We start from the raw sequence: 22,586 nt of genomic DNA, 5'->3' as shown, positions 1-22,586 counted from the left end.
GGAGCGATCCCGACCGGCGGCGAAGCTTGGTTTTTTGACAGATTGAACACCACCGCCTCCCCCTCATCCTGAGGTGCCGGGCTTGCCCGGCCTCGAAGGGCGAGGCCACCCCGCCACCCATGCGCCAAGCTACGGGGCGATGCATCAAGGCCGCGCCATCCCCGTGCGCCCCGGCATGAGGGCGTTGCGGCAGCGGCCTCGGGACGCCCGTCAGCGACCCATGCGAGGCCTCGGCAGCCGACAACTCCTTCCGAGAGCCCTTACCTCTCATGCTGACGCATCCGGAACCCCTCCTTCACTCCCGGTTGCAGAAGGGGCATGATCGTCCCAAAAAAGTCCGCCTTCCCTGCCCGGTTTAGCCCCTTGCCACCGCCTCCGGCCAACGCTTCCTTAACGGGCCTCGTGTATATTCATTTTTCATAATAGACAGCATGGAGACCAGGGCCGAATGTCAAAACCGACTTTCCGCTTCACCCATTACGATCTCAAGGAACAGCGCGCCGGTACGATCATCGAGGTGACGCTGTCTGCCGTGAACAATGTGCGCCTGATGACGCCCACGAATTTTCAGCGCTTCAAGGAGACGCTGGACTACAAGTTTCAGGGCGGCGTGGCGAAGAAGTCGCCGCTGAAGATCGTTATCCCGGAAAGCGGCCACTGGCACTTGATCGTCGACATGGAAGGCCATCACGGCCTTGCGGAATCCAAGGTCAAGATGATCGCCGCCCCGGCTGTTCAGCCGAGGCAGAAAGTATCCTGATAACCTGACCTTCACCGCCGGCGCCGGTTCGATCGCAACCGGCGGCCGTGAGCGCGGCAAGGATCGGGAAGACAGCCGTTCAGGTGACGTCAGGCCGCATTGGCGGCATCAGCACTCCGCGTATCGGTTTCGTGCAGGTTTGCCGTATCCAGATCCTCGGCGAAGAAAACCCGACCCCGGCCGCCCTGCTTGGAGGCGTAGAGCGAGCGATCGGCGGTCGCCATGATCGCATGGGCGGAGATGCCATTTTCCGGGGCGACCGCAATGCCAAGGCTGATGCCAACATCGACGAGCGTGCCGGATGGCAGCATGATCGGTCGCGACACCGAGGTGAGGATGGTCTGGGCGAGCAGCGCCAGCCGCGGGCGATCGCGGAACGCATCGACCAGAATGACGAATTCGTCGCCGCCGACACGCCCGACAAGACCGTACGCTCCGACAGCGCTGCGGAGGCGCTCCGCCACTGTCCGGATGACGGCGTCGCCTGCGGCATGGCCGTGCTGATCGTTGACCGCCTTGAAGCGATCGAGATCGCCGGCAATCACGGCAAAGGGGGCATGGGCGAGGCGGTCCGCCGCCTCGTTCAGCGCCCGATCAAAGCTCAGGCGATTGGCAAGACCGGACAGCGTATCGCGATGGGCAAGCTCGCGGTTGCGGCGTTCGCTCTCCTCGAGCCGGATCGACAACCGGCTTATATAGCGGCCGAGCACGAAGCTTGCGGTCAGAAGCAGGCCGCATAGAAGCACGACTGCCGGCACCACCACCGACCAGATGTCCGCCCCCGGTTTCTCGACGGTCCAGATGAAGCTGCCCAGCATGCGGTTGCCGACATCGAAGATCTGCAGAAGGCCATCCTCGTTGATCCGGAACGCGATGCCCGGGAGTTCGAGCTGCGCATTCAGGTCGTTGATGAACACGGCGTCAACGGGATGGGCAGAGACGAGAACCACGGGGGGACCCGCTGGCAGCGCAACGGCACCGTCATCCGGGACGATGGCCATGGCACTCGCGATCATCGGGGTGCCATCGATCTCGACGAAACCATAGGCCGCGATCTCATGGATACGAGCGGCCTGAACCGGTCGCTGGCTGAAGCCGCCGGTGATTGCGATACGGTTGGTATTGTGGCGGGCAATGGCCAGATCAACCAGCTGCATCAGGCCCTCGTCCTTGCTGAGCACCCGTTCGGCGAAGTCCACATCATCGCGCCAGGCGGTCATCAACAGGCGCCCGCCGGGGCCGACGAGAAAGCTGCGCTCGTGGCCGAAGTCGTGCCAAAGCGATTCGACGAACTCATCCTCGATGTAGGACTGGCGAAAATCCAGGACGATGCGCTCGACGGACCGATCCCACCGGGCAAGGCCGAGCTGGTCGCGCGCCATCAGGCTCTGCCGGTCGCGGATCGCATTGTCGACGAGGACGAGCTGCTTGTCGAAGGCGAGTTCATCCGCCTTGTGCGAGGCAATGGAGCCGACAAAGAACAGAGACAGCGCCGACAGGCCAATCAGCACCAGCGCGAAGGCCCTGACCAGAAACGGCAGGCTGAAGCGTGGCCGCTCTGCTGCTTCGTTCGGCATTTCCCATGTGCGCATCCGCTCCGGCATTCGGCAGTCCCTCAGTGAATTCCGCCGGGAGACTAGGATATTCGGCTTAAAAGCAGCTTAAGCTGAAAAAGCGATACCTGAACTGGTGGTAGACTTAACCGCCGCCACGCTCGCGCCTGAGCTTGGACCACCAGTCGAGACGCTTCTTGATCTCGCGCTCGAAACCGCGCTCCGGCGGATCGTAAAATTGCTGGCGGCCCATTTTTTCCGGGAAATAATTCTGGCCGGAGAAGGCATCCGGCTGGTCGTGATCGTAGAGATAGCCCTCGTTGTAGCCTTCCGCCTTCATCAGCTTGGTCGGGGCGTTCAGGATGTGCTTGGGGGGCAGAAGCGAGCCGTGTTCCTTGGCCGCGCGCATCGCCGCCTTGTAGGCCATGTAGACGCCGTTCGACTTCGGTGCGGTGGCGAGATAGACGCAAGCCTGGGCGAGCGCCAGTTCACCCTCCGGCGAACCGAGATAGTCATAGGCATCCTTGGCCGCATTGCAGACAACCAGCGCCTGCGGATCGGCCAGGCCGATATCCTCGACCGCCATGCGCACCAGGCGGCGGCCGAGATAGAGCGGATCTTCACCGGCATCGAACATGCGGCAGAGATAGTAGAGCGCCGCATCGGGATCGGAGCCGCGCACCGCCTTGTGCAGCGCCGAGATCAGATTGTAGTGGCCGTCCTGGCCCTTGTCGTAGACGGGTGCACGGCGCTGGACGATTTTGCCGAGGCCCTCGGTGTCGAAGACTTCGCCTTCGCGGGCGGCGCGCCAGACTTCTTCGGCCAGCGTCAGCGAGGCACGGCCATCGCCATCGGCCATGCGGATCAGGGTTGCGCGCGCATCGGCATCCAGCGGCAACGGCTTGGCTTCGGTTTCCTCGGCACGCTTCAGCAGCGTTTCGATGCTCTCGGCATCATGGCTCTTGAAGGTGAGTACCCGCGCCCGCGACAAAAGAGCGGCATTGAGTTCGAAGCTCGGGTTCTCGGTCGTCGCCCCAACCAGGATGACGGTGCCATCCTCCATGACGGGCAAAAAGCTGTCCTGCTGAGCGCGGTTGAAGCGGTGGATCTCGTCGACGAAGAGCAGGGTCTGGCGGCCGTCCATGCGGCGAAGGCGGGCCGCTTCGAAAACCTTCTTCAGGTCGGCGACGCCGGAAAAGATCGCCGAGATCTGCTCGAAGGCGAGGCCGGCCTCGCCCGAAAGAAGCCGGGCGACCGTGGTCTTACCCGTGCCCGGCGGCCCCCAGAAGATCATCGAGCCCAGCGAGCCTGCCGCAATCATCCGGGCAAGCACGCCGTCCTCGCCGGTCAGATGTTCCTGACCGGTGACTTCAGACAGATTTTTCGGCCGCAGGCGGTCGGCGAGTGGCCGACGCTCGGCCATTTCTTTCGACATCTGCGGCGCGAAGAGGTCACTCATCGGAAGATCTGCCGGATGCGCTGACCATCGCGTTCGATCTCGACACGCCAGAAGCCGGGATCGCTGTCGGCAAGCTTCATCACATCATCGACCGCGTTGATGTTGACGCCATTGACCGAAACAAGGATGTCCTTCGGCGCAAAGCCGAGGCGGGCGGCGGGAGAGCCTCGCACGACTTCGGTGATGACAACGCCGGTCGCCTCGGTGGGCAGGCGCAGTTCATAGGCGACGCGCGGCGACAGATTGGCAATGCGCGTGCCGGCGAACGGGCTGCGCCCCTCGACCAGCTGGATGTCACGGGGCCGGGTTTCGGGAGCGGCGGCCAGCGTCAGGTCGAGCACCTCTTCGCGGCCGCTTTCCTCCACCGTCAGCTGAGCGGTTTTGCCAAGACCCGTCGTGGTCAGGCGGTAGCCGAGCGCGTCGGGATGCTCGACCGGGATGCCGTTCACGGCAGTGACCACCTGCCCTGCCTTCAAGCCGGCCTTCGCCGCAGGACCATCTTCGGCGATGTTCACCACCAGCGCGCCACGCACGGTTTTGAGGCCCAGCGCTTCCGCGACATCCGAGGTGACGGGCTCGAAGCTGGCACCGATATAGGGCCGCTCAAAGCTCTGTTCACCGCGGTCGGCCGCATCGAGGAAGACACGGACGAGATTGCCGGGAATGGCAAAGCCAACGCCATTGGAGCCGCCGCCCTTGGAAAAGATCGCCGTGTTGATGCCGATCAGCTGGCCCTTCATGTCGACCAGCGCACCACCCGAATTGCCGGGATTGATCGCGGCATCGGTCTGGATGAAGAAGCCGAAATCGCCTTCCGTTACCTGGTTGCGGGCAAGTGCGGATACAATGCCTGACGTGACCGTCTGGCCGACGCCGAAGGGATTACCAATGGCGAGAACCAGATCACCGACCTCGGTCTGATCGGAATTGCCGATTGGCAGCGTCGGCATTTTTTCATCGGTCTCGAACTTCAGAACGGCGAGATCGAGCCGGTCGTCCTTCAGCAGAACCTTGACCGGAAATTCGCGTCCGTCGGCAAGCGCGACCTTGATATCGTCAGCGCCGTCGATGACGTGATTGTTGGTGACGACAATGCCGTTTTCCTCGACGATCACGCCCGAGCCGAGCGAAGACTGCTTTTCCGTGCGGTTCGGCATACGCTGGCCGAAGAACTGCTCAAGAAAGGGATCGCCGGCGAAGAGATTGGTCCGGCGCTCGACCAGGCGTTCGGCATAGACGTTGACCACGGCACCCCGCGCCTGCTTGACCAGCGGGGCAAAGGAGAGCTGCATCTCGAGTTGGCTCTGCGGCACGGCCTTATCCTGCGCAAGAACGGGCGCAGAAAGCGGCACCATCAAGGCGGCGATCACGGCAATCGGTGTTAGACGGTCGAAGCGCGGCATGCAAAGATCCTTCATGCGATATGGACGTTCTAGACCCGGTTCCTGCTCCGGCAAATAGGCAGAAGCAAGGACGACTGATCGCAGATGGGGATAACGTTTGCCCGGCTCAAGCCCTGACGGTTTCGATGATGCGCGCCATCAGGCCGTGCAGTTCGTCGCGGTAGCCGGTGCGGGCAGAAGGGGCCGCCTCGTTGGAGGTCATGGCGACGGTCAGACCGAGGCCCGGGGTGATGTAGAGCATCTGGCCGCCATAGCCCCAGGCATATTTCACCTGCTCGCCGGCCATCTCTTTCAGGAACCAGGCATAGCCATAGCCATCGCCGTTGAAGACGGAATTGGTGCGGCGGATCCAGCTTTCGCGGATCCAGGTCTCCGATATGAGCCGCGTGCCGCCCTTGGTCACGCCGCCCCGCCGGTAAAGTTCGCCGAAGGCATGCAGCGAGCGCGGCGTCATCGCCATCTGGTTTCCGCCGAGATAGTAGCCCTGCGGGTCGCGATCCCAGGAACCGATACGGAAACCCTCCAGCGGGCCGAGCCACTCCCGCGCCAAAACCAGCGTCGGCTTGCCCCCGACCTTGGTGAGAATGACGGACAGGAGATGGGTCGACGCGGTCGAATAGAGCATGTCGCCGCCCGGCTCGTCGACGAAATCGGCGGCGAGCGCAAAACGCGTCCAGTTGCGGCTCGCAACCCATCGGCCGTAATTCGGGCCGGACATGCGGTCGAGGCCGGACTGCATCGAGAGCAGATGGCCGATGGTGATCTGCGACAGGCGCGGATCGGGATTGGCGGGAAACTCCGAGCGCAGCACGGTTTCGATGCGCTGGTCGACGCCGTCGAGCAGGCCTTTGTCGATGGCGATGCCGACCAGTGCGGAGACGACGCATTTCGAGGCGGATTTGATGTTGGTGGACCCGGTGAGCGAATTGTTGCCATAGGCGCGCTCGCCGAGCGTCTCGCCGTTGCGGGTGACGATGACGGTTTCCAGCGTTTCCAGCCTGCGGGCTTCTTCGAGCAGCGTCGTGATACGCGGGCGGATCGCATCGAGATTGGCGGGCTGCGGCGGCGCCACAGGCTGAGCCGATTGCGCAAGTTGCGCAAGGGCGCGGGAGGCGGAGACGACTGGCAGGGTGGCTATGGCGGCGAGGATGGTTCTTCGGTTCATGCTGCTGAAGGTAGGGAGTGCTGCGGCCAATGACAGGATTTTTTGCGGATTGTCACCGTATCGTGAGGATCGAGCGAAGATCTGGCATGTACGCGCGGCATGGAACGATCCGGCGGGCGCGCACGTTGCCTTGGCGAGTGCAACAAGCGAGGTCCCGATGTCCGATACCCATGCAGCGGCCACACGCGCCCTGATTTTCGCGCTACTGGTCGGCCCTGTGCTGGCTGGCGCGCTTCCCGCCCACGCCGCGAGCTTCGATTGTCAGAAACCCGATCTCGCTGCCGATGAGACTGCCATTTGCCAGACACTGTCGCTGAACGACATGGACGTGAAGATGGTCACGACCTTCGACCTGCTGTCCGGCCTGCTTGCCATGGGCGCGCGGGGCGAATTGCAGGATCAGCAGATCGAGTGGCTGACCAAGCGCGGCGAATGCAAGGGCGACGTCACCTGCCTGACCGCCGCCTACACGGCACGGATGGCGCAACTGGCGACGGTGTATGAAGGGGTGCAGCGGCCGAAGTGACGGAACTCGAACGTGTCAATTTTGGCCCAAGAGTTGAGCAACTTGTGCCAAGACAGCGTCCGTGATCGACGGATTTGCGGCACCCAAGGGCTCCACACTTCGCGCTTCGACCGTGGCCAGCTTCACAGAACGCACGACGGATGGCGCCGGCAAGCCTGCTTCCAGATACTCAGGGATTGGGACGTCCTGCGGCCAGGAACGGTTTTCCGCAGAGGTGATCATGGCGACCCACAACAGGCTCCCGGCTTCGCCAATTCCACCATTCGAAACCACGAAAGCGGGCCTCCGCTGGCGCGTGTCCCGATCCGTGTAAGGAAAAGGCACCCTGATGATATCGCCTTGCTTAAAGGTCGGCATAGGCGCGACGATCCGCTTCGCTATCCCATTCGGAGAAGGTTGCGAACGGGTCCTCCAGTGGATGATCCGACTCCGCGCGGGACAAGGTGACCCGACCGTCCGGCTCGATCGTGTAAACGATCGCATCGCCCTCCTTCAGTCGAAGAGCCGCCCGAACGGGCTGGGGAACCGTGGTCTGCGCCTTGCTCGTAAGCTTGCTGGTGATCATGACGTTACCTCCCCAATGAAGGTAAGGAATTTCCTTGCTTCCGGCAAGAGAGAGGCAGCCTCCCTTGCCGATGCGGTAAAGGATGCGCATCATCCACCCCAGCGCACCTTGCCACTCAGGTGAAAGCAGGAACGACACGATGCAGATCGACTACCCTCTCTTATTCGGCGCCGATTACAGCGTTTACGTCCGCATCGCCCGCCTTAGGCTTATGGAGAAAGGCGTGGCACATGACTTGGTGCCGGTCGATATCTTCACCGCTGGTAGCACACGCGACGCCCACTTGACCCGGCACCCCTTCGGCAAGATCCCGGCCTTCGCGCACGGAGATTTCGATCTCTACGAAACCGGCGCCATCACCCGTTATGTCGACGAGGCTTTCGACGGGCCGCCGCTTCAGCCTGCCGATGCCAAAACACGCGCCCGGATGAACCAGATCATCAGCATTGCGGACGGCTATGTGTATCCGCAAATGGTCTGGGGGCTTTATGTCGAATGCATCGAAAAGCCGAAACGTGGGGAAGCGCCGAATGAGGGTCGCGTGGAGAAAGCGCGCGGCGTTGCCCAGACTTCTCTCGCCGTTCTAGCTGGTCTGCTTGGTGAGCAGCGATGGATGTGTGGAGACACACTCACGTTGGCGGATCTCTATCTGGCGCCGATGATCGACTATGCGTTGGAGGTTCCTGAGTTTGGCGAGATGTTTTCGCAACACCACAACTTTGGTGACTGGTGGCGAGGGGTGACGGCTCTCGAGAGTTTTCGGGAGACGCGACCCACTCCGCAATGACGTCTCGACGATCTGCTAATTTCCTATTTGCCTAATTGCCTAATTTTTGTCGGATCATCATAGGGCGTTCTCCGCCCCCTCCCCCAACCACGCGACGAAAGCCCTGACCGCCGGTCGTTTCGCCGCCGCTAGGGCGACCGTGGCAAAATAAGCGGTGCCGAGGTCCAAGGCTCCATCGGGCCAGGACTTCAGGCTGCCGTCGGCGACGAGGGTGTCGGTGATCGAGCGCCAGCCGAGCATCAGGCCGCGGCCGTCCAGCGCTGCCTGGACGGCCTGGACATAGTTGTCGAAGATGTGGGAGGGGCCACGCGGTTTGGGCAGGTCGCGGCGGGCGAGATAATCGGTCCAGCCTTCCCAGTGGCGCGCCTCGACGGTGCGAACATGAATGAGGGGCGCGGCGTCGAGCCCCTCGCCTTTTGCCAGCAAGCTTTCGACCAGAGCTGGGCGGCCGACGGGGCAGACGATCTCGTCGAAGAGGCGGAGCGTCGGGCCATCCGTCCAGGTGCCGCGCCCGTAACGCAACACGAGATCGGTGCCGGGCCACATCTGCGGCAGGTCGGTGGGCGGGACCTGGACATTGACGACATAGCCGGGATGGCGGGCGTAAAAGTCGCTGAGGCGGGGCATCAGCCAGTGGGTGGCCAACCCCATGGTGCAGGCGACCGTCAGTCGCTGGTCCTCGAGGCCGGTGCTGGTGCGGATTTCCTCGATGGTGTCGGCGATCAGGTCGAGGCCGTCGCGGGTGGCGCGGGCGAGCTCAAGGCCGGGTTCGGTGAGCCTGGCCGGCCGGGTCGTGCGGTCGATCAGGACGGCGCCGACATGCTCTTCCAGCGCCTTCAGCGCTTGCGTGACTGCGGGCTGGGTAACGTTGAGGGCGGTCGCTGCCTCGCGCATCGAGCCGAGCCGGGCGACGGCCTCGAATGTGGTCAGCAGGCGCAGGGGCGGCAAACGGCTCAACTTAACCTCCAGCTTAACTCAGCATAAGCATAATCGCTCTGGCCTCGCCTGCAAAGTCGGATGATGATCGTCAAAACCGATCCGCTTATTCGTCGTCCCAGCTTAAGGAAATTTGCTGTGAATATGCATGTTGCTACAGGCGCCGTGACCCTGGCCGAAAAAGGGCTGCACCTGCCGCTTGCCGAGGGCGGACAGGCCTATTTCAATTACTACTGGCTGCGCGACAACTGCCCCTCCTCCTTCGACAGCGCGACGCGCGAGCGCAGCTTCGACATCTTCCATCTGTCGGCTCCACCGCGCGCTGCCAGTGCTGACATTGAGGACGGCAGCCTGGTGATCCGCTGGGCGGGTGAGAACCATGTCTCGCGCTTTCCGCTGTCACTGCTTGAACTCTACACCGAAGGCAAACATCGACCCGACCCGGCCGACCTGCCACGCAAGGCGTGGTTCAGCGACCACTATCCCGAGATCCCGCGCTTCTCGCAGCCGGAGCTGATGCGCGACCCGAAAAAGGTTGCGGAATGGCTGAAGGCGATGATCGTCGAGGGGCTGACGATCGTGACCGACATGCCCGACAGCAACGAAGGGCTGACCGAGACCGTCAAGTTGATGGGCCATGTGCGGCCGACCTTCTTCGGCGAATATTTCGACGTGAAGACGCATATCAACCCGACCAACACGGCTTACACCGCCAAGGCGCTGGAACTGCATACCGACACACCGGCGGAGGAGCATGCGCCGGGCATCCAGTTCCTGCATTGCCGGGCCAACACGGTCGAGGGCGGGATGAGCATCTATTCGGACGGCGTGGCTGTCGCCAATGCCTTCCGGGAGATCGATCCGGAGGGGTTCAAACTCTTGTCGGAGATCGACATTCCGTTCTTCTGCGAGCATGACACCTACGACATGCGCTCGCGGCAGCGGGTGATCGAACTCGACAAACATGGTGAGGTCTCAGGGCTGACGATCAGCCAGCACATGGCTGACATGTTCGACCTGCCGCAGACGGTGCTCGACGATTATTATCCGGCCTTCTGCCGCTTTGGCAAAATGCTGCAGGACGACAAGTTCATGATGCGCTTCCTGATGAAGGCGGGCGACTGCATGGTGTTCGACAACCACCGCATCGTGCATGGGCGCATGGCCTATTCGGCGACCAGCGGCGATCGTTATCTGCGCGGCTGTTATGCCGATCGCGAGGAGATGCGCTCGACCTATCGGGCGCTTACGACGGAAGGACGGTTCAAGGCATGAATATTTCCCCTTCGGTCAACGACATGCTCGATGAAGCTGATCTCACCACGCTGCGTCAGGATCTGGCGGCGGCCTTCCGGCTTTGCCATCGCTTCGGCTGGAGCGAGTCGGTCGGCAACCATTTCAGTGCGGCGGTTTCCGCCAATGGGCGGAAATTCCTGCTCAATCCGCGCTGGCAGCATTTTGCCACGGTCAAGGCGAGCGATCTTTTGCTGCTCGATGCCGATGATCCTGACGTGATGAACCGGCCGAATGCGCCCGATCCGTCGGCCTGGACCGTACATGGCACGCTGCACCGGATGCTGCCGGAGGCGCGCGTCATCCTGCACTGTCATTCACCCTATGCAGTCGCGCTCTCCTGCCTGAAGGACCCAACGCTTCTGCCGCTCGACAACAACACGGCGCGCTTCTTCGGGCGAATCGGTTATGACCTCGACTTCGGGGGTATCGCCGACGCGGCAGAGGAAGGCGAGCGGCTGGCGGAGATGATCCGTGGCAAGGCGGTTCTGGTCATGGGCAATCACGGTGTGTCGGTTGCCGGCGAGACGGTGGCGGATGCTTTTGAAGACCTCTACTTCTTCGAGAAGGCGGCGCAGACGATGGTGCTGGCGCTCTCGACCGGCAAGCCGCTGGCGGTGCTGTCGGACGAGATCGCGCAGGGGACGTCAGACGGGTGGATTCCGTATCGCGGCATGGCGCAGAAGCATTTTGCCTATCTGAAGTCGTGTCTGGACAAGGAAGATCCGAGTTATCGGGATTGAGGCATGACGTCAGCCACGCCCGTCCGGGTACTCGGCCGGGCCCTTGATCTCGATCGTATTGCCGAAGGGGTCCTTCACGTAGAAGGAATGGCCCATGCCGCGGGCGCCGCCATGCATGGCTTCGCGGTTGATCGCCACACCGTGGCTGGCGAAATGGGCGCGCAGTTCGTCGTGGTCAAAGGGGCCAGTGGCGATGCAGACATGGTCGACATTGCGGCCGCCTGCGACCGGTGGAGCGGCCTTTTGGCCGCCGGGATGGGTGATGTCCCAGAGTACGATCAGGGCAGAACCGCACCAGACCTGCTCCATGCCGAGCGCCGGATAGGTGTAGCCAGGGCGGCAGCCGAGAACATCGTAATAGAAGCGGAGCGCCTTTTCCATGTCATCGACGATGAAGACGACGTGGTCGATGCCAACGAGGCTGAAGGGCACGGTCATGACGGCTCCAGATGTGCGGGACACTCAGGCTTAGGCGACCGTTTTGGCCGTTGACCGCCGTGCTGGCGGTCACAACTGCCTCAAGGGCAGAGAGAGACGGGAGGCGGGCAACCGCCTCCCGGTGTTTGGTTTCGTCTTATTCCGGCAGCTGGCGCACGGCGCCCTTGTCGGCAGATGTCGCGAAGGCGGCATAGGCCTTGAGCGCCGTGGTGACATTGCGCTTGCGCGGCTGAGCGGGCTTCCAGCCGGCGGCGTCCTGCTCGGCGCGGCGGCGTTCCAGTTCGGCGGGATCGACCACCAGGCTGATCGTGCGGTTCGGAATGTCGATCGCGATGGTGTCGCCATCGCGCACCAGTCCGATCGTGCCACCCTGCGCTGCTTCCGGGGAGACATGGCCGATGGAGAGCCCTGATGTGCCGCCGGAGAAGCGGCCGTCGGTGATCAGTGCGCAGGCCTTGCCGAGGCCCTTCGACTTCAGATAGCTCGTCGGATAGAGCATTTCCTGCATGCCGGGGCCGCCCTTCGGGCCTTCGTAGCGGATGACGACGACGTCGCCCGCGACAACTTCGTTCGACAACACCGCCTTTACCGCCGCGTCCTGGCTTTCATAGACCTTGGCGGGACCAGTGAACTTCAGGATGGATTCATCGACGCCTGCGGTCTTCACGATGCAACCGTCGAGCGCGATATTGCCCTTGAGAACGGCCAGACCGCCATCCTTGGAGAAGGGATGTTCGACCGAGCGGATGACGCCGGTTTCACCATCGGTGTCGAGATCATCCCAGCGCGAGGACTGCGAGAAGGCCTGGGTCGTGCGAACACCGCCGGGCGCGGCCTTGAAGAACTCGCGCACGGTTTCCGAGTTCGTGCGGGTGATATCCCAGCGATCGATGGCGTGGCCCAGTGTTTCGGCATGGACCGTCGGGCAATCACGATTGATCAGGCCGCCGCGATCAAGTTCACCGAGGATGCGCATGATGCCGCCGGCGCGGTGCACGTCTTCCATGTGCACGTCGCTTTTCGCCGGCGCGACCTTGGAGAGGCAGGGCACCTTGCGCGACAGGCGATCGATATCGTCCATGGTGAAATCGATTTCGCCTTCATGGGCGGCAGCGAGGATATGCAGAACCGTATTGGTCGAGCCGCCCATGGCGATGTCCAGCGCCATCGCATTTTCGAAGGCTTCCTTCGAGGCGACATTGCGCGGCAGGACGCTCTCGTCGTTCTGCTCATAGTAGCGGCGGGTGATATCGACGATCAGGTGACCGGCCTCGACGAAGAGGCGCTTGCGGTCGGAATGGGTGGCGAGCGTCGAGCCATTGCCGGGCAGCGACAGACCCAGCGCTTCGGTCAGGCAGTTCATCGAGTTTGCGGTAAACATGCCGGAGCATGAACCGCAGGTCGGACAGGCTGCCTTTTCGATTGCGGACACGTCCTCGTCGGACATCTTCTCGTCTGCGGCGGCAACCATGGCATCGACCAGATCGAGCGCGACGGTACGGCCCTTCAGCACGACCTTGCCGGCTTCCATCGGACCACCGGAGACGAAGACGGTCGGGATGTTGAGGCGCAACGACGCCATCAGCATGCCGGGGGTGATCTTGTCGCAGTTGGAGATGCAGACCATGGCATCGGCGCAGTGCGCGTTGACCATGTATTCGACCGAGTCGGCGATGATTTCACGCGACGGCAGCGAATAGAGCATGCCGTCATGCCCCATGGCGATGCCGTCATCGACGGCGATCGTGTTGAATTCCTTGGCCACACCGCCGGCAGCTTCGATTTCGCGGGCAACGAGCTGACCGAGATCCTTCAGGTGCACGTGACCGGGCACGAACTGGGTGAAGGAATTGACCACGGCGATGATCGGCTTGCCGAAATCACCATCGGTCATGCCGGTTGCGCGCCACAGGCCGCGGGCGCCGGCCATGTTACGGCCGTGGGTGGATGTTCTCGAACGATAAGCTGGCATGGGTGTCACCTCGGGCAGATTGCGGTCCGCTTGAAACGCGCCAAAAGCGCCTTCGCGTGACCTTTTTAACATGGATCTAAGCCATGCGCAGGGCCCTGTCACTAGCAGGGGCGCGCGAAACGGTACGCCAGCCCCTTCCCTCACCCGCCCCGGGTCGAATTTTCGTCACCCCGTTAAGCCACGGATAAGTCCCGGCCCTTACGATTCGGAAGAAGGAGACCACCATGGCTAGACAACAGGACCGGTCGAAGGGGAAAACAAATCTTCGACACCCGCGCGGTGTGCCGGCGCACGTAACGCCGCGCCATGGACGGTGGAGCAGAAGCCAAGCCACGGCGGCAATTGCCTTCGGGTTTACCGTCATGCTTGCCGCAACGGCTTCCGAACACGGCCTGTCTGGCCCGGACCGGCCCTCGAATACGATCGATGCGGCGACGATTACCAGTTCGGTCGACCCATCACCGGAACCGGTCAAAGCGCGTTTCTCGACATGTTCGAGCGGCAAACGGACAAATTGCGTCGTGGATGGCGATACCTTCTGGTATCTCGGCGAGAAATACCGGATCTCCGACATCAATACGCCGGAGATTTCCCAGCCGGCTTGCGAACGCGAGAGGCAACTCGGAAAAGACGCCCAGCAGGCCCTGCTGCACGAGTTGAACTCCGGCGGGGTGACACTTGTCCGGGCCGAACGGCGTGACGTCGATCGCTACGGTCGCAAGCTGCGTGTCGTGATGCGCGAGGGGCGCTCCGTGGGTGACGGGTTGATTGCGGGTGGGCTTGCGCATCGGTGGGAAGGCCACAAGCTGAGTTGGTGCGAGACGACGCCTGTCGCCGGATAGAGGCGTTTCTTACAGGCCGCTCGTCGAAAGACGCTACACGATATTGTGCCCGGCGCCCTTCTTTTCTCGTGGGTGAAACTCTGTTCTCCTGTCGGCCGTCTCCTAAATCATACCGCATGTCAGATCATTCGAAGAGGCTCGCCCATGCCCGTCTATCATCCGCCCAAGATCGCCTCCAGTGAGATCACGTCGAAGTCCCTCTATTTGGGGCGTCGCGACTTCATCGCGGCCTCCGGCGGGGCGCTGGCAGCCGCCGCCTTCTCGTCTTCTGCCTTTGCAGCCCCGCTGAAGGCCGCCCCGAGCGCCTACAAGGTGGATGACAAGCTGACCTCGAAAGAGGATGTGACCAGCTACAACAACTTCTATGAGTTCGGCACGGGTAAGGAAGACCCGTCGCGCAATGCGGGCTCGCTGAAAACACGGCCCTGGACAATCGAGATCGGCGGCCTCGTTGCCAAGCCGCAGGTGATCGACATCGAGACGATCATGAAAGACATCACCATGGAAGAGCGCGTCTATCGGATGCGCTGCGTCGAAGCCTGGTCGATGGTAATTCCCTGGATCGGCTTCCCGCTCTCGGCACTTCTCGACAAGGTCGAACCGCTCGGCTCAGCGAAATACGTGGCTTTCGAGACGCTGGTGCGCCCCGAGGAAATGCAGGGACAGGCGGGAATCTTCCAGGCGCTGGAATGGCCCTATGTCGAAGGTCTTCGCCTCGACGAGGCCCGCCACCCGCTGACGATCCTTGCAACAGGCCTCTATGGCGAAACGCTGCCGAACCAGAACGGCGCGCCGATCCGCCTCGTCGTGCCGTGGAAATACGGCTTCAAGGGGATCAAATCCATCGTCAAGATCACGCTCACCGAAGAGCAGCCGCCATCGACCTGGAACGTGCTGCAGCCGTCGGAATACGGCTTCTATGCCAACGTCAATCCGGCCGTCGATCATCCACGCTGGACCCAGGCCACGGAACGGCGCATTGGCGAGGCGGAAGGCCTGTTCGGCGGCGCGCGGCTCGATACGCTGCCGTTCAACGGCTATGCCGACGAGGTGGCGAGCCTCTATGACGGCATGGACCTGACGAAGTTCTACTGATGAGCACGCTCAGCCTTCCCTCGCTTCCAGCTCGCTATCGACCTGCCTCGATCTGGGCTTTGTATATCGTCGGCCTCCTGCCGGGGCTCTACGCCTTCTATCTCGGGATTTTCGGCGGTCTTGGGGCTGATCCGGTGCGGGCCTTCGAACACCTGCTGGGCCTCTGGGCGCTCAGGTTTCTCTGTCTGGGCCTGGCCGTTACGCCGCTGCGGGATCTGTTCGGAATCAACCTGATCGCCTATCGGCGGGCGCTCGGCCTTTTGGCCTTCTATTACGTGCTGGCGCATTTCGCCGTGTACCTCACGCTCGACCGGGGCATGGTGATGTCGTCCATTATCGGTGACGTGGCGAAGCGCCCCTACATCATGCTGGGTATGGCCGGGTTGCTGATGCTGATCCCGCTTGTGCTGACATCGAACCGGTGGTCGATCCGCAGGCTCGGCCAGACTTGGAACAAGTTGCACAAGCTCGCCTACCCCATCCTTTTGGTCGCCGTCCTCCACTATGCGTTGTCTCTAAAGGTGGTGACGGCGGAGCCCGCCTTCTACATCGGCGTCGTCACTCTCCTGCTCGGCTACCGGCTTCTCAGGCCGAAACTGATGGAACATCGCCGGCGCGGAAGGACCACTGCTCGCGCCTGATCGGATGCCGCCGAGTGCCGACCGGAACTAATTTTCACCAACCGGTCAATTTTGGGCAGAAAAGCGGCATGACAACAACTTAGCCCCCAATCAATAGGGGCCAACATTCAACTGCCATTAAGGACTGTTCCCCTAGGTTACAGCCATGACCGCGAGGAGACCGGCCCCACACATGACTGCGACCGCCACTGCCGAAGTTCCCAAACGGATCATCCGGAGCGCCAAGCGCGGCGCCCCGGCTAAGGTTGTTTCGGACGCAGACACCCCCAAGATCAAGACGACCAACATCCTCCTTATCGAGGACTCGATGGCCGTTGCCAATCTGATCGTCACCCGTCTGGAAGAGGTCTGCACAGCGAAGGTCTTCCACTGCCAGACACTGACCGAGGCGCGAAAGGTGTTCCTCACCGAACATTTCGCCTTTGCCATCACAGGCCTCGATCTGCCGGATGCCAAGGGCGAAGAGATCCTCGGCGCGCTCGATGAAGCCGAGATCGCCGCAATCGTCTACACCGCGAAACATGATTCCCATGCGCAGTCCCGCTACGCCGAGATGCAGTTGCTCGACTATTGCGTAAAGGACGAAAGCGATTCCGTCGGACGCCTGGTCCAGACCGCGGCCCGGGTGCTCGGCAATGCCGATATCAAGGTTCTGGTGGTGGACGACCAGCGCAGTGCGCGCCAAAGCCTGGTGGAGCTGCTATCCCGGCACAATTTCGATGTCATGGAGGCCCGTTCCGGTGCCGAAGCGCTGACCATGCTCGGCGTGCAGAAGGATGTCGAGCTGCTGATCACCGACTACAACATGCCGGACATGGACGGCTATGAACTCGTCCAGCAGATCCGCCACAGCGCCGCCTATACCCAATTGCGGATCATCGGCGTGACATCGTCGACCGATCGCCGCGTCAGTTCGCTTTTCCTCAAGGCGGGAGCCAACGACTTCATCTATCGACCGCTCCTGCCCGAGGAGTTTCAGTGCCGAATAGACAGCAATGTCGATACCATCAAGCAGATCAAACGTTTGCGCTACCATGCCGAGCGTGACCAGCTGACCAATCTGCCGAACCGCCGCTATTTCTTCGAGGTGGTTGCCCGACTGATGCGCGAAGATCAGGCGCAGGGCCTGCAGAGCGCGGTCGCCCTTCTCGACATCGACTTCTTCAAAAAGGTGAACGACACCTATGGTCACGAGGCCGGCGACGACACGCTGCGCTGCGTGGCAGCTTCGCTGCAGAAGACCGTGACGCGTACGCCGCATATGGCCGCCCGCCTTGGCGGCGAAGAATTCGCCGTCTATCTGCGTGGCCTGCACGAGCAGAGCGCCCATGACTTCTGCGAGCAGATTCGCAAGGCAATCGAGGCGGTAAAAATCGAGCTGCGCAATGGCACGGTCATTTCCGTCACCACGTCGATCGGGCTTGCCGATATTCAGGCAAACGAGCCCGTCGACAACCAGCTGCACGCCGCCGACCAGCTCCTCTACATGGCGAAAGCTGCGGGCCGAAACCGGACCTTCTCGGAAATGTCGCTGATGGCGTGAGGCGGGCAAGCACCCTCCGCCCAACTCGCCGGTTAGTGCGGGATGTAGATCTTCTTGCGGATATGTTTCAGCGACGCGACGATGGTGAAAGTCATGATCACCAGCAGCGTCCAGGAACTCCACTTTCCCAAATGCACCGTCGACCAGGCGCCGATCTGGTTGGGATAGTGCCAGACGGCAAAGAAGGTGGAGATGTTTTCCGCCAACCAGATGAAAAAGCCGATGAGTATGAAGGCAAGGATCAGCGGCATCCTGCGATCCCGATCGAAGGGCCGGAAGATCACGGTCGCCCGCGCATAAAGACCGATTGCAAGGGCGGCGAGATACCATCTGTAGTCACCAATATAATGGTGGGTAAAGAAGTTGGCATAAATCGCTGCGGCCACCAGGATCGCCATCCAGTATGGGGGATGGTGACGGATCCTCAGATCAAAGAGTCGCCAAGCCTGGATGATATAGCTGCCGACGGCGGCATACATGAAGCCGGAAAAGAGCGGCACGCCCAACAGCTTTGTATAGGCGAAATCCGGATAGGACCAAGACTGGATCGAACCGGAGGTCTTGAAGACCTCCAGGGCGAAACCGACAACATGGAACAGGCAGATGGCCTTCAACTCGTCGAACGTCTCGAGTTTTGCCCAGACCATCCAGATCTGAATAGCAAGCGCAATCACAAGCAGCAGGTCGTAGCGCGGCAGACCGTAGAGACCGCCGCGCGGCACGAGAAAGATCGACAGGAAAAACAGCCCGGCAAAAAGGCAGGCCCGCGCCTCCTTGATGCCGAAGAGCAGGAACTCCGCTCCGAAACGGGGAAATCCGCTCAGATCCGGTGCGGCCGGCGGCGTAATCAGGAGCCTGTCGATGGTTTCGAGGGTCCGCGGCAGTTGCCCAATGGGCCATGTGGTCATCTGTTGAGTTCCTGGAGTGCCTTGCGATTCCGGCATTGGCAGATACAGAGAGGCAATCGGCAAGATCAAGGCAAGTGACGACATGCAAGAGGCAAAAACATCAGGGGCTTTCACGTCTGACGCGCATGGAAGCCGGGAACGATTGGCAAGGCTCGGCGCGGCCGGTGTGGTGATCGTCGCTGGCGCGACGCTCCGGCTGACCGGATATGAGGCTGGCCTGCCCTATAGCCTGGTCAAGTATGGCGGCTCCCTGCTCTGGGGCGTCATGGTCTATCTGCTTGTGTCGGCTGTTCTCATTGGTCGACCAAGGACGCAACTGGCCCTGTCGATGATGATCGCGATCCTTGCCGAACTTTTTCGCCTTTATCACACGCCTTGGCTCGATGCCTTCCGCCTGACGCTTGCCGGCGCGCTGCTGTTGGGTCGCATCTTCTCGGTATGGAATATCATCGCCTATATCGGGGGTATTCTTCTGGTTGCTGCCGCCGACCACTGGCTGTCACTGCGACGGGCTGGATAAATTTCTTTTGCCATGCCTGTCGAAATCGGTTGTGGTCGCTCGTTGTGGAGGCAGGATCGCAAAAAGGCGACCTGATCAACCAGAGGAGTGAGCACATGCGCGTAGCGGTTTTGGTGAAGGCGACAGAAGATAGCGAAGAAGGCATCATGCCATCGGCCGAGCTTTTCGAGGAGATGGGCAAATTCAACGAAGACCTGGTCAAGGCAGGCATCATGCTGTCCGGCACGGGCCTCAAACCGTCCAAGGTCGGCAAGCGCGTAGCCTTTGATGGGGCCAACCGCCGCGTCATCGACGGGCCATTCGCCGAGACACGCGAACTGGTCGCCGGCTTCTGGATCTGGGAGGTGAAGGATATGGATGAGGCATTGGCCTGGGTCAAGCGTTGCCCGAACCCCATGCCCGGGCCAAGCGAAATCGAAATCCGGCCCTTCTACGAGATGGAGGATTTCGCAGAAATCGCGACGCCGGAAGGTCAGGCGAGCCATGACCGCGCCGCTGAAGGATTGGCATCGCGTGACAACGGAACGGTCTGAGGCAGACCTGTTCTTGACCGGCTTTGGCAAACGATCGCAGTCCAGCGCATGAGGCGAAGACAGATGGACAGCTCAGCCATTGGCGTGCGTGACGGACAGGAGACGGCGACCACAGAGATCGAAACCCTGTTTCGCATCGAAAGGGCCCGGCTGATCGCCGGGCTCGCCCGATATCTGGGCGACATCAGCCTCGCGGAAGATCTGGCGCAAGAGGCGTTGGTGGAAGCGCTTGCGCGTTGGCCCGAACACGGCATCCCGCCCAATCCCGGAGCCTGGTTGATGACGACCGCCAAACGGAAAGCCATCGACCAGTGGCGGCGGCGCCGGATGATGGAACGCCAGCAGCCGACATTGCAGCATGAAATCGAAACCGGGAGCATGGGCGACTTCGCTATGCAGCAAGCGGTTCTCGAAGCGTCACTCGATGACGAGATCGGCGACGAGCGTCTCTCGCTGATGTTTATCGCCTGCCATCCGCTGCTTAGCCGGGATCAGCAGGTCGCCCTCACCCTCAAAGTTGTTGGCGGGCTCGAAACCGGCGAAATAGCCCGCGCGTTTCTGACGCGTGAAACCACCGTGGCGCAGCGGATCGTCCGGGCGAAAAAGATTTTGCGCGAGGCGGGAATAGCCTTCGAAGTCCCCGATGGGGCTGAGCGCGACCGCAGGCTGGCGACGGTGCTGGAGGTTGTCTACCTCATCTTCACCGAGGGCTACGCTGCCAGCGCCGGTGACGACCTGATCCGACCGCAACTCTGCCAGGAAGCCATGCGGCTCGGCCGCATCCTGACCAGTCTCGCCCCGATGGAGGTGGAGGTGCACGGACTGCTGTCTCTGATGGAGCTTCAGGCCTCGCGGCTTCCCGCCCGTGTCGGCCCCGACGGTGAGGCGATGACGCTCGAACAGCAGAAAAGAAGGCTTTGGGATCGGCTCCTGATCCAGCGCGGGCTGTCTGGCCTCGACACGATCTCGAAGCTTGGTGGCGATGACGGTGTTTATGCCCTGCAGGCGCAGTTGGCAGCGGTCCATGCCCGGGCTGCCCATTTCACGGACACGGACTGGGGGTTGATCGCCAGCCTTTACGATCGGCTCTTCGAGCAGGTCGTCTCGCCCGTCATCGCGCTCAACCGGGCCGTCGCGCATGCCATGGCGTTCGGTCCAGAGGTCGGCCTGGCGCTTCTTGCCGCTTTGGAAGACGAGCCCACCATGGCGGAATATCCGCCCTATCATGCGGCTCGGGGAGACTTTCTCTTCCGCCTCAGGCAGTTGGAGAAAGCCAAGCAGGCATTCGAGCAGGCAGTGGTGCTCAGCGGCAATGCGACCGAGCGGCGTTTCCTGCTTCGCCGGGCTGAAGACTGCCGGGTTCCCCCACAAGGTTGAACGCAAACACCCGGCCCTGAGGGCCGGGTGTCTGGTGATTTCTTTGAAATCAGAACTGCTTCTTGAACAGCACCCGATCGAGCGAGAAGTAACCGCCGCCAAAGGCCGCAAAAAGGAAGGCACCGCCTGTCCAGAAGAGCGAAGCGAGTTCGGCCTTGCTCTGCACCAGATGCAGGAATGTGTGGCCACCATCGGCAAGGCGTGCGGCAGCCTGTGGCGTGAAGAAATCACTTCCCGCCTTCAGCGCATCGATGCCGGCTTGCGTGAGAAATGCATCGCCATATGGATTTGCCAGATGGAAGTAGATGGTAATTGCGAGCATAACGCCATTTGCCAGTGCAGCCGGCCGGGTGAAGAGGCCCAGCGCAATCAGCAGACCGCCGAAGACCTGCATGATCGCCAGTGTTGGCGACCAGAGCCAACCGGGATAGAAGCCAAGCTTTTCGACGAAGCCGACCTGCGCAAGGGGCGCCATGATCTTGGGCCAGCCTTCGACGACCAGCATGCCACCGACCGCGAGCCGAAAGATGCTCCACGCCAACGGTTGGGCGACCCGGTCGTAAAAACCGGAAAGTGGTGGGATAATAAGATGCGACTTGTCGTTATTGAAAATGGATGCGTCAACCATTTGGAAACCTCACTAACATCGTTAATCCGATGCCAAGAGATTACCGCCCTCACCGTGCCGGCACTTGATGCACATCAACAAATTGCTGCGAAGCCGAAGCTTCTGTTCAACTGTTTGTGATCTCGTGACGTCCACATCATGGAATTGGCTGCAGGCAATGAAACTGACGAACATCCACCTTGCCGACCGCAGACTGACATTCGTCTACACGTCCTCAGGCTTCTACCCGGCAACATGCAGCTTTTACTTACCAGGATTTGAAGGCGGCATTGTCCGGGTAGAAGCAGACATCGCGGTTGATCCCGTCATTCTCTCTGTTCAACAAGCCCACCTTCACACAACAAGAAAGCCGGGTGATCGCTCACCCGGCTTTTTTTCATCCTTCCCTTGCGGGAGGAAACTTACGCAGCTTCAGCTTCGGCTTCAGCGGCAACGCGAGCCTTGTCGGCTGCGCCCTTGGCATCGACGTCGCGCTCAACGAACTCGATGACAGCCATGGCAGCATTGTCGCCCTGGCGGAAACCGGCCTTCATGATGCGCAGGTAGCCGCCGTTGCGGGTGGCGTAACGCGATGCGATGGCGTCGAACAGCTTGGCAACGACAGCCACGTCGCGGATCTGCGAGATCGCCTGACGGCGAGCATGCAGGTCGCCGCGCTTGCCGAGGGTGACGAGCTTTTCGACGATCGGGCGAATTTCCTTCGCCTTCGGCAGGGTGGTCACGATCTGCTCATGCAGGATGAGCGAAGCCGCCATGTTGGCGAACATCGCCTTACGGTGGCTGGCGGTACGGTTCAGCTTGCGGCCGGCTTTCTGGTGGCGCATGGCTATTCTCCTTTAAGTGCAGGCTCTGTCTCAGAGGCTGCCGTTTCCTGACACATACGAGCATTCGCTCGCAGT

24 protein-coding genes are annotated in these 22,586 nt (G+C 61.6%); 12 read left to right on the top strand and 12 right to left on the bottom strand.

The features are described from left to right. The first annotated feature begins 448 nt into the window (after positions 1-448). Positions 449-760, top strand: a complete 312-nt coding sequence (locus IP76_RS10345; protein WP_054158135.1) for a DUF1883 domain-containing protein — start codon at positions 449-451, stop codon at positions 758-760. A gap of 89 nt (positions 761-849) precedes the next feature. On the opposite strand, the gene IP76_RS10340 is transcribed toward IP76_RS10345, so the two are convergent. The 4 genes from IP76_RS10340 to IP76_RS10325 form a co-directional block, all read right to left on the bottom strand. Beyond that, positions 850-2,364, bottom strand: a complete 1,515-nt coding sequence (locus tag IP76_RS10340) for a diguanylate cyclase (protein ID WP_054158134.1) — start codon at positions 2,362-2,364, stop codon at positions 850-852. Positions 2,365-2,458: 94 nt separating this feature from the next. Further along, positions 2,459-3,772: a replication-associated recombination protein A gene (locus tag IP76_RS10335; RefSeq protein WP_054158133.1), complete on the bottom strand. Its 1,314-nt coding sequence runs from the start codon at positions 3,770-3,772 to the stop codon at positions 2,459-2,461. After that, on the bottom strand, positions 3,769-5,175 hold the full coding sequence (locus tag IP76_RS10330) for a DegQ family serine endoprotease (RefSeq protein WP_054158142.1): 1,407 nt from the start codon (positions 5,173-5,175) through the stop codon (positions 3,769-3,771). Before IP76_RS10330 ends, IP76_RS10335 begins: the two co-directional genes overlap by 4 nt. A 106-nt stretch (positions 5,176-5,281) precedes the next feature. After that, positions 5,282-6,340, bottom strand: coding sequence for a serine hydrolase (locus IP76_RS10325; RefSeq protein WP_054158132.1), 1,059 nt, complete (start codon positions 6,338-6,340; stop codon positions 5,282-5,284). Between the two features lie 157 nt (positions 6,341-6,497). Between IP76_RS10325 and IP76_RS10320 the strand changes: the two genes are divergently transcribed. Next, entirely contained in the window at positions 6,498-6,866 is a 369-nt protein-coding gene (locus IP76_RS10320) for a lysozyme inhibitor LprI family protein (protein ID WP_054158141.1), read from the top strand. Between the two features lie 15 nt (positions 6,867-6,881). On the opposite strand, the gene IP76_RS10315 is transcribed toward IP76_RS10320, so the two are convergent. Continuing rightward, a complete protein-coding gene (locus tag IP76_RS10315; RefSeq protein ID WP_054158131.1) occupies positions 6,882-7,223 on the bottom strand; it encodes a type II toxin-antitoxin system PemK/MazF family toxin in 342 nt (113 codons plus the stop codon). Beyond that, positions 7,210-7,431 carry a type II toxin-antitoxin system PrlF family antitoxin gene (locus IP76_RS10310; protein WP_054158140.1) on the bottom strand — a complete coding sequence of 74 codons (222 nt, stop codon included), beginning with the start codon at positions 7,429-7,431 and terminating at the stop codon, positions 7,210-7,212. Before IP76_RS10310 ends, IP76_RS10315 begins: the two co-directional genes overlap by 14 nt. Before the next feature lie 139 nt (positions 7,432-7,570). Between IP76_RS10310 and IP76_RS10305 the strand changes: the two genes are divergently transcribed. After that, complete coding sequence (locus tag IP76_RS10305; protein WP_054158130.1) at positions 7,571-8,218, top strand: glutathione S-transferase family protein; 648 nt, start codon at positions 7,571-7,573, stop codon at positions 8,216-8,218. 57 nt (positions 8,219-8,275) lie between these two features. Here the strand turns inward: IP76_RS10305 and IP76_RS10300 are convergent, their stop codons facing one another. Beyond that, positions 8,276-9,175: a LysR family transcriptional regulator gene (locus IP76_RS10300; protein WP_054158129.1), complete on the bottom strand. Its 900-nt coding sequence runs from the start codon at positions 9,173-9,175 to the stop codon at positions 8,276-8,278. Positions 9,176-9,298: 123 nt separating this feature from the next. Here IP76_RS10300 and IP76_RS10295 point away from each other — a divergent pair, with 123 nt between their 5' ends. Together IP76_RS10295 and IP76_RS10290 are read left to right on the top strand one after the other, a co-directional pair. After that, positions 9,299-10,429, top strand: a complete 1,131-nt coding sequence (locus tag IP76_RS10295) for a TauD/TfdA family dioxygenase (protein WP_054158139.1) — start codon at positions 9,299-9,301, stop codon at positions 10,427-10,429. Beyond that, entirely contained in the window at positions 10,426-11,190 is a 765-nt protein-coding gene (locus tag IP76_RS10290) for a class II aldolase/adducin family protein (RefSeq protein WP_054158128.1), read from the top strand. The genes IP76_RS10295 and IP76_RS10290 overlap by 4 nt, the downstream gene beginning before the upstream one ends. 9 nt (positions 11,191-11,199) lie before the next feature. Here the strand turns inward: IP76_RS10290 and IP76_RS10285 are convergent, their stop codons facing one another. After that, a complete protein-coding gene (locus IP76_RS10285) occupies positions 11,200-11,628 on the bottom strand; it encodes a VOC family protein (protein ID WP_054158127.1) in 429 nt (142 codons plus the stop codon). A gap of 136 nt (positions 11,629-11,764) precedes the next feature. Further along, a complete protein-coding gene (gene ilvD / locus IP76_RS10280; RefSeq protein ID WP_054158126.1) occupies positions 11,765-13,600 on the bottom strand; it encodes a dihydroxy-acid dehydratase in 1,836 nt (611 codons plus the stop codon). A 224-nt stretch (positions 13,601-13,824) separates the two neighbouring features. Between ilvD and IP76_RS10275 the strand changes: the two genes are divergently transcribed. The 4 genes from IP76_RS10275 to IP76_RS10260 all read left to right on the top strand — a co-directional run bounded on the left by IP76_RS10275 (position 13,825) and on the right by IP76_RS10260 (position 17,721). Then, on the top strand, positions 13,825-14,442 hold the full coding sequence (locus IP76_RS10275; RefSeq protein WP_245281435.1) for a thermonuclease family protein: 618 nt from the start codon (positions 13,825-13,827) through the stop codon (positions 14,440-14,442). A gap of 144 nt (positions 14,443-14,586) precedes the next feature. Continuing rightward, positions 14,587-15,537 (top strand): protein-methionine-sulfoxide reductase catalytic subunit MsrP, encoded by a 951-nt coding sequence (gene msrP, locus IP76_RS10270; RefSeq protein ID WP_054158125.1) that lies wholly within the window; start codon positions 14,587-14,589, stop codon positions 15,535-15,537. After that, entirely contained in the window at positions 15,537-16,178 is a 642-nt protein-coding gene (gene msrQ, locus IP76_RS10265) for a protein-methionine-sulfoxide reductase heme-binding subunit MsrQ (protein ID WP_054158124.1), read from the top strand. The genes msrP and msrQ overlap by 1 nt, the downstream gene beginning before the upstream one ends. A gap of 172 nt (positions 16,179-16,350) precedes the next feature. After that, a complete protein-coding gene (locus IP76_RS10260) occupies positions 16,351-17,721 on the top strand; it encodes a diguanylate cyclase (protein WP_082352485.1) in 1,371 nt (456 codons plus the stop codon). Between the two features lie 32 nt (positions 17,722-17,753). Here the strand turns inward: IP76_RS10260 and IP76_RS10255 are convergent, their stop codons facing one another. Further along, positions 17,754-18,629: a DUF817 domain-containing protein gene (locus tag IP76_RS10255; protein WP_054158136.1), complete on the bottom strand. Its 876-nt coding sequence runs from the start codon at positions 18,627-18,629 to the stop codon at positions 17,754-17,756. 82 nt (positions 18,630-18,711) lie between these two features. On the opposite strand from IP76_RS10255, the gene IP76_RS10250 reads away from it, so the two are divergent. The 3 genes from IP76_RS10250 (at position 18,712) to IP76_RS10240 (ending at position 21,059) form a co-directional block, all read left to right on the top strand. Further along, positions 18,712-19,149, top strand: a complete 438-nt coding sequence (locus IP76_RS10250) for a DUF2809 domain-containing protein (RefSeq protein WP_082352484.1) — start codon at positions 18,712-18,714, stop codon at positions 19,147-19,149. Positions 19,150-19,244: 95 nt separating this feature from the next. Next, positions 19,245-19,682, top strand: coding sequence for a YciI family protein (locus tag IP76_RS10245; protein ID WP_054158122.1), 438 nt, complete (start codon positions 19,245-19,247; stop codon positions 19,680-19,682). 63 nt (positions 19,683-19,745) lie between these two features. Continuing rightward, positions 19,746-21,059 (top strand): RNA polymerase sigma factor, encoded by a 1,314-nt coding sequence (locus IP76_RS10240; protein ID WP_054158121.1) that lies wholly within the window; start codon positions 19,746-19,748, stop codon positions 21,057-21,059. 49 nt (positions 21,060-21,108) lie between these two features. On the opposite strand, the gene IP76_RS10235 is transcribed toward IP76_RS10240, so the two are convergent. Further along, positions 21,109-21,687 (bottom strand): DoxX family protein, encoded by a 579-nt coding sequence (locus tag IP76_RS10235; RefSeq protein ID WP_054158120.1) that lies wholly within the window; start codon positions 21,685-21,687, stop codon positions 21,109-21,111. A 401-nt stretch (positions 21,688-22,088) separates the two neighbouring features. Then, positions 22,089-22,511, bottom strand: coding sequence for a 50S ribosomal protein L17 (rplQ, locus tag IP76_RS10230; protein ID WP_054158119.1), 423 nt, complete (start codon positions 22,509-22,511; stop codon positions 22,089-22,091). Between the last annotated feature and the right edge of the window lie 75 nt (positions 22,512-22,586).

This window comes from Rhizobium sp. AAP43 (assembly GCF_001296045.1).
In the GTDB taxonomy this organism is placed as follows: Bacteria; Pseudomonadota; Alphaproteobacteria; order Rhizobiales; family Rhizobiaceae; genus Allorhizobium.
This window is presented reverse-complemented; position numbering and strand designations above follow the sequence as displayed.

Excerpts from the sequence above, each read along its gene's own strand:
- IP76_RS10290 (WP_054158128.1), top strand. The coding sequence starts at position 10,426 with ATGAATATTTCCCCTTCGGTCAACGACATGCTCGATGAAGCTGATCTC.
- IP76_RS10345 (WP_054158135.1), top strand. The coding sequence starts at position 449 with ATGTCAAAACCGACTTTCCGCTTCACCCATTACGATCTCAAGGAACAG.
- IP76_RS10250 (WP_082352484.1), top strand. The coding sequence starts at position 18,712 with ATGCAAGAGGCAAAAACATCAGGGGCTTTCACGTCTGACGCGCATGGA.
- IP76_RS10295 (WP_054158139.1), top strand. The coding sequence starts at position 9,299 with ATGCATGTTGCTACAGGCGCCGTGACCCTGGCCGAAAAAGGGCTGCAC.
- IP76_RS10245 (WP_054158122.1), top strand. The coding sequence starts at position 19,245 with ATGCGCGTAGCGGTTTTGGTGAAGGCGACAGAAGATAGCGAAGAAGGC.
- IP76_RS10335 (WP_054158133.1), bottom strand. The coding sequence starts at position 3,772 with ATGAGTGACCTCTTCGCGCCGCAGATGTCGAAAGAAATGGCCGAGCGT.
- IP76_RS10325 (WP_054158132.1), bottom strand. The coding sequence starts at position 6,340 with ATGAACCGAAGAACCATCCTCGCCGCCATAGCCACCCTGCCAGTCGTC.
- IP76_RS10240 (WP_054158121.1), top strand. The coding sequence starts at position 19,746 with ATGGACAGCTCAGCCATTGGCGTGCGTGACGGACAGGAGACGGCGACC.
- IP76_RS10260 (WP_082352485.1), top strand. The coding sequence starts at position 16,351 with ATGACTGCGACCGCCACTGCCGAAGTTCCCAAACGGATCATCCGGAGC.
- IP76_RS10255 (WP_054158136.1), bottom strand. The coding sequence starts at position 18,629 with ATGACCACATGGCCCATTGGGCAACTGCCGCGGACCCTCGAAACCATC.
- IP76_RS10275 (WP_245281435.1), top strand. The coding sequence starts at position 13,825 with ATGGCTAGACAACAGGACCGGTCGAAGGGGAAAACAAATCTTCGACAC.
- IP76_RS10320 (WP_054158141.1), top strand. The coding sequence starts at position 6,498 with ATGTCCGATACCCATGCAGCGGCCACACGCGCCCTGATTTTCGCGCTA.
- IP76_RS10285 (WP_054158127.1), bottom strand. The coding sequence starts at position 11,628 with ATGACCGTGCCCTTCAGCCTCGTTGGCATCGACCACGTCGTCTTCATC.
- msrQ (WP_054158124.1), top strand. The coding sequence starts at position 15,537 with ATGAGCACGCTCAGCCTTCCCTCGCTTCCAGCTCGCTATCGACCTGCC.
- IP76_RS10235 (WP_054158120.1), bottom strand. The coding sequence starts at position 21,687 with ATGGTTGACGCATCCATTTTCAATAACGACAAGTCGCATCTTATTATC.
- IP76_RS10305 (WP_054158130.1), top strand. The coding sequence starts at position 7,571 with ATGCAGATCGACTACCCTCTCTTATTCGGCGCCGATTACAGCGTTTAC.
- IP76_RS10340 (WP_054158134.1), bottom strand. The coding sequence starts at position 2,364 with ATGCCGGAGCGGATGCGCACATGGGAAATGCCGAACGAAGCAGCAGAG.
- ilvD (WP_054158126.1), bottom strand. The coding sequence starts at position 13,600 with ATGCCAGCTTATCGTTCGAGAACATCCACCCACGGCCGTAACATGGCC.
- IP76_RS10310 (WP_054158140.1), bottom strand. The coding sequence starts at position 7,431 with ATGATCACCAGCAAGCTTACGAGCAAGGCGCAGACCACGGTTCCCCAG.
- IP76_RS10315 (WP_054158131.1), bottom strand. The coding sequence starts at position 7,223 with ATGCCGACCTTTAAGCAAGGCGATATCATCAGGGTGCCTTTTCCTTAC.
- IP76_RS10330 (WP_054158142.1), bottom strand. The coding sequence starts at position 5,175 with ATGCCGCGCTTCGACCGTCTAACACCGATTGCCGTGATCGCCGCCTTG.
- rplQ (WP_054158119.1), bottom strand. The coding sequence starts at position 22,511 with ATGCGCCACCAGAAAGCCGGCCGCAAGCTGAACCGTACCGCCAGCCAC.
- msrP (WP_054158125.1), top strand. The coding sequence starts at position 14,587 with ATGCCCGTCTATCATCCGCCCAAGATCGCCTCCAGTGAGATCACGTCG.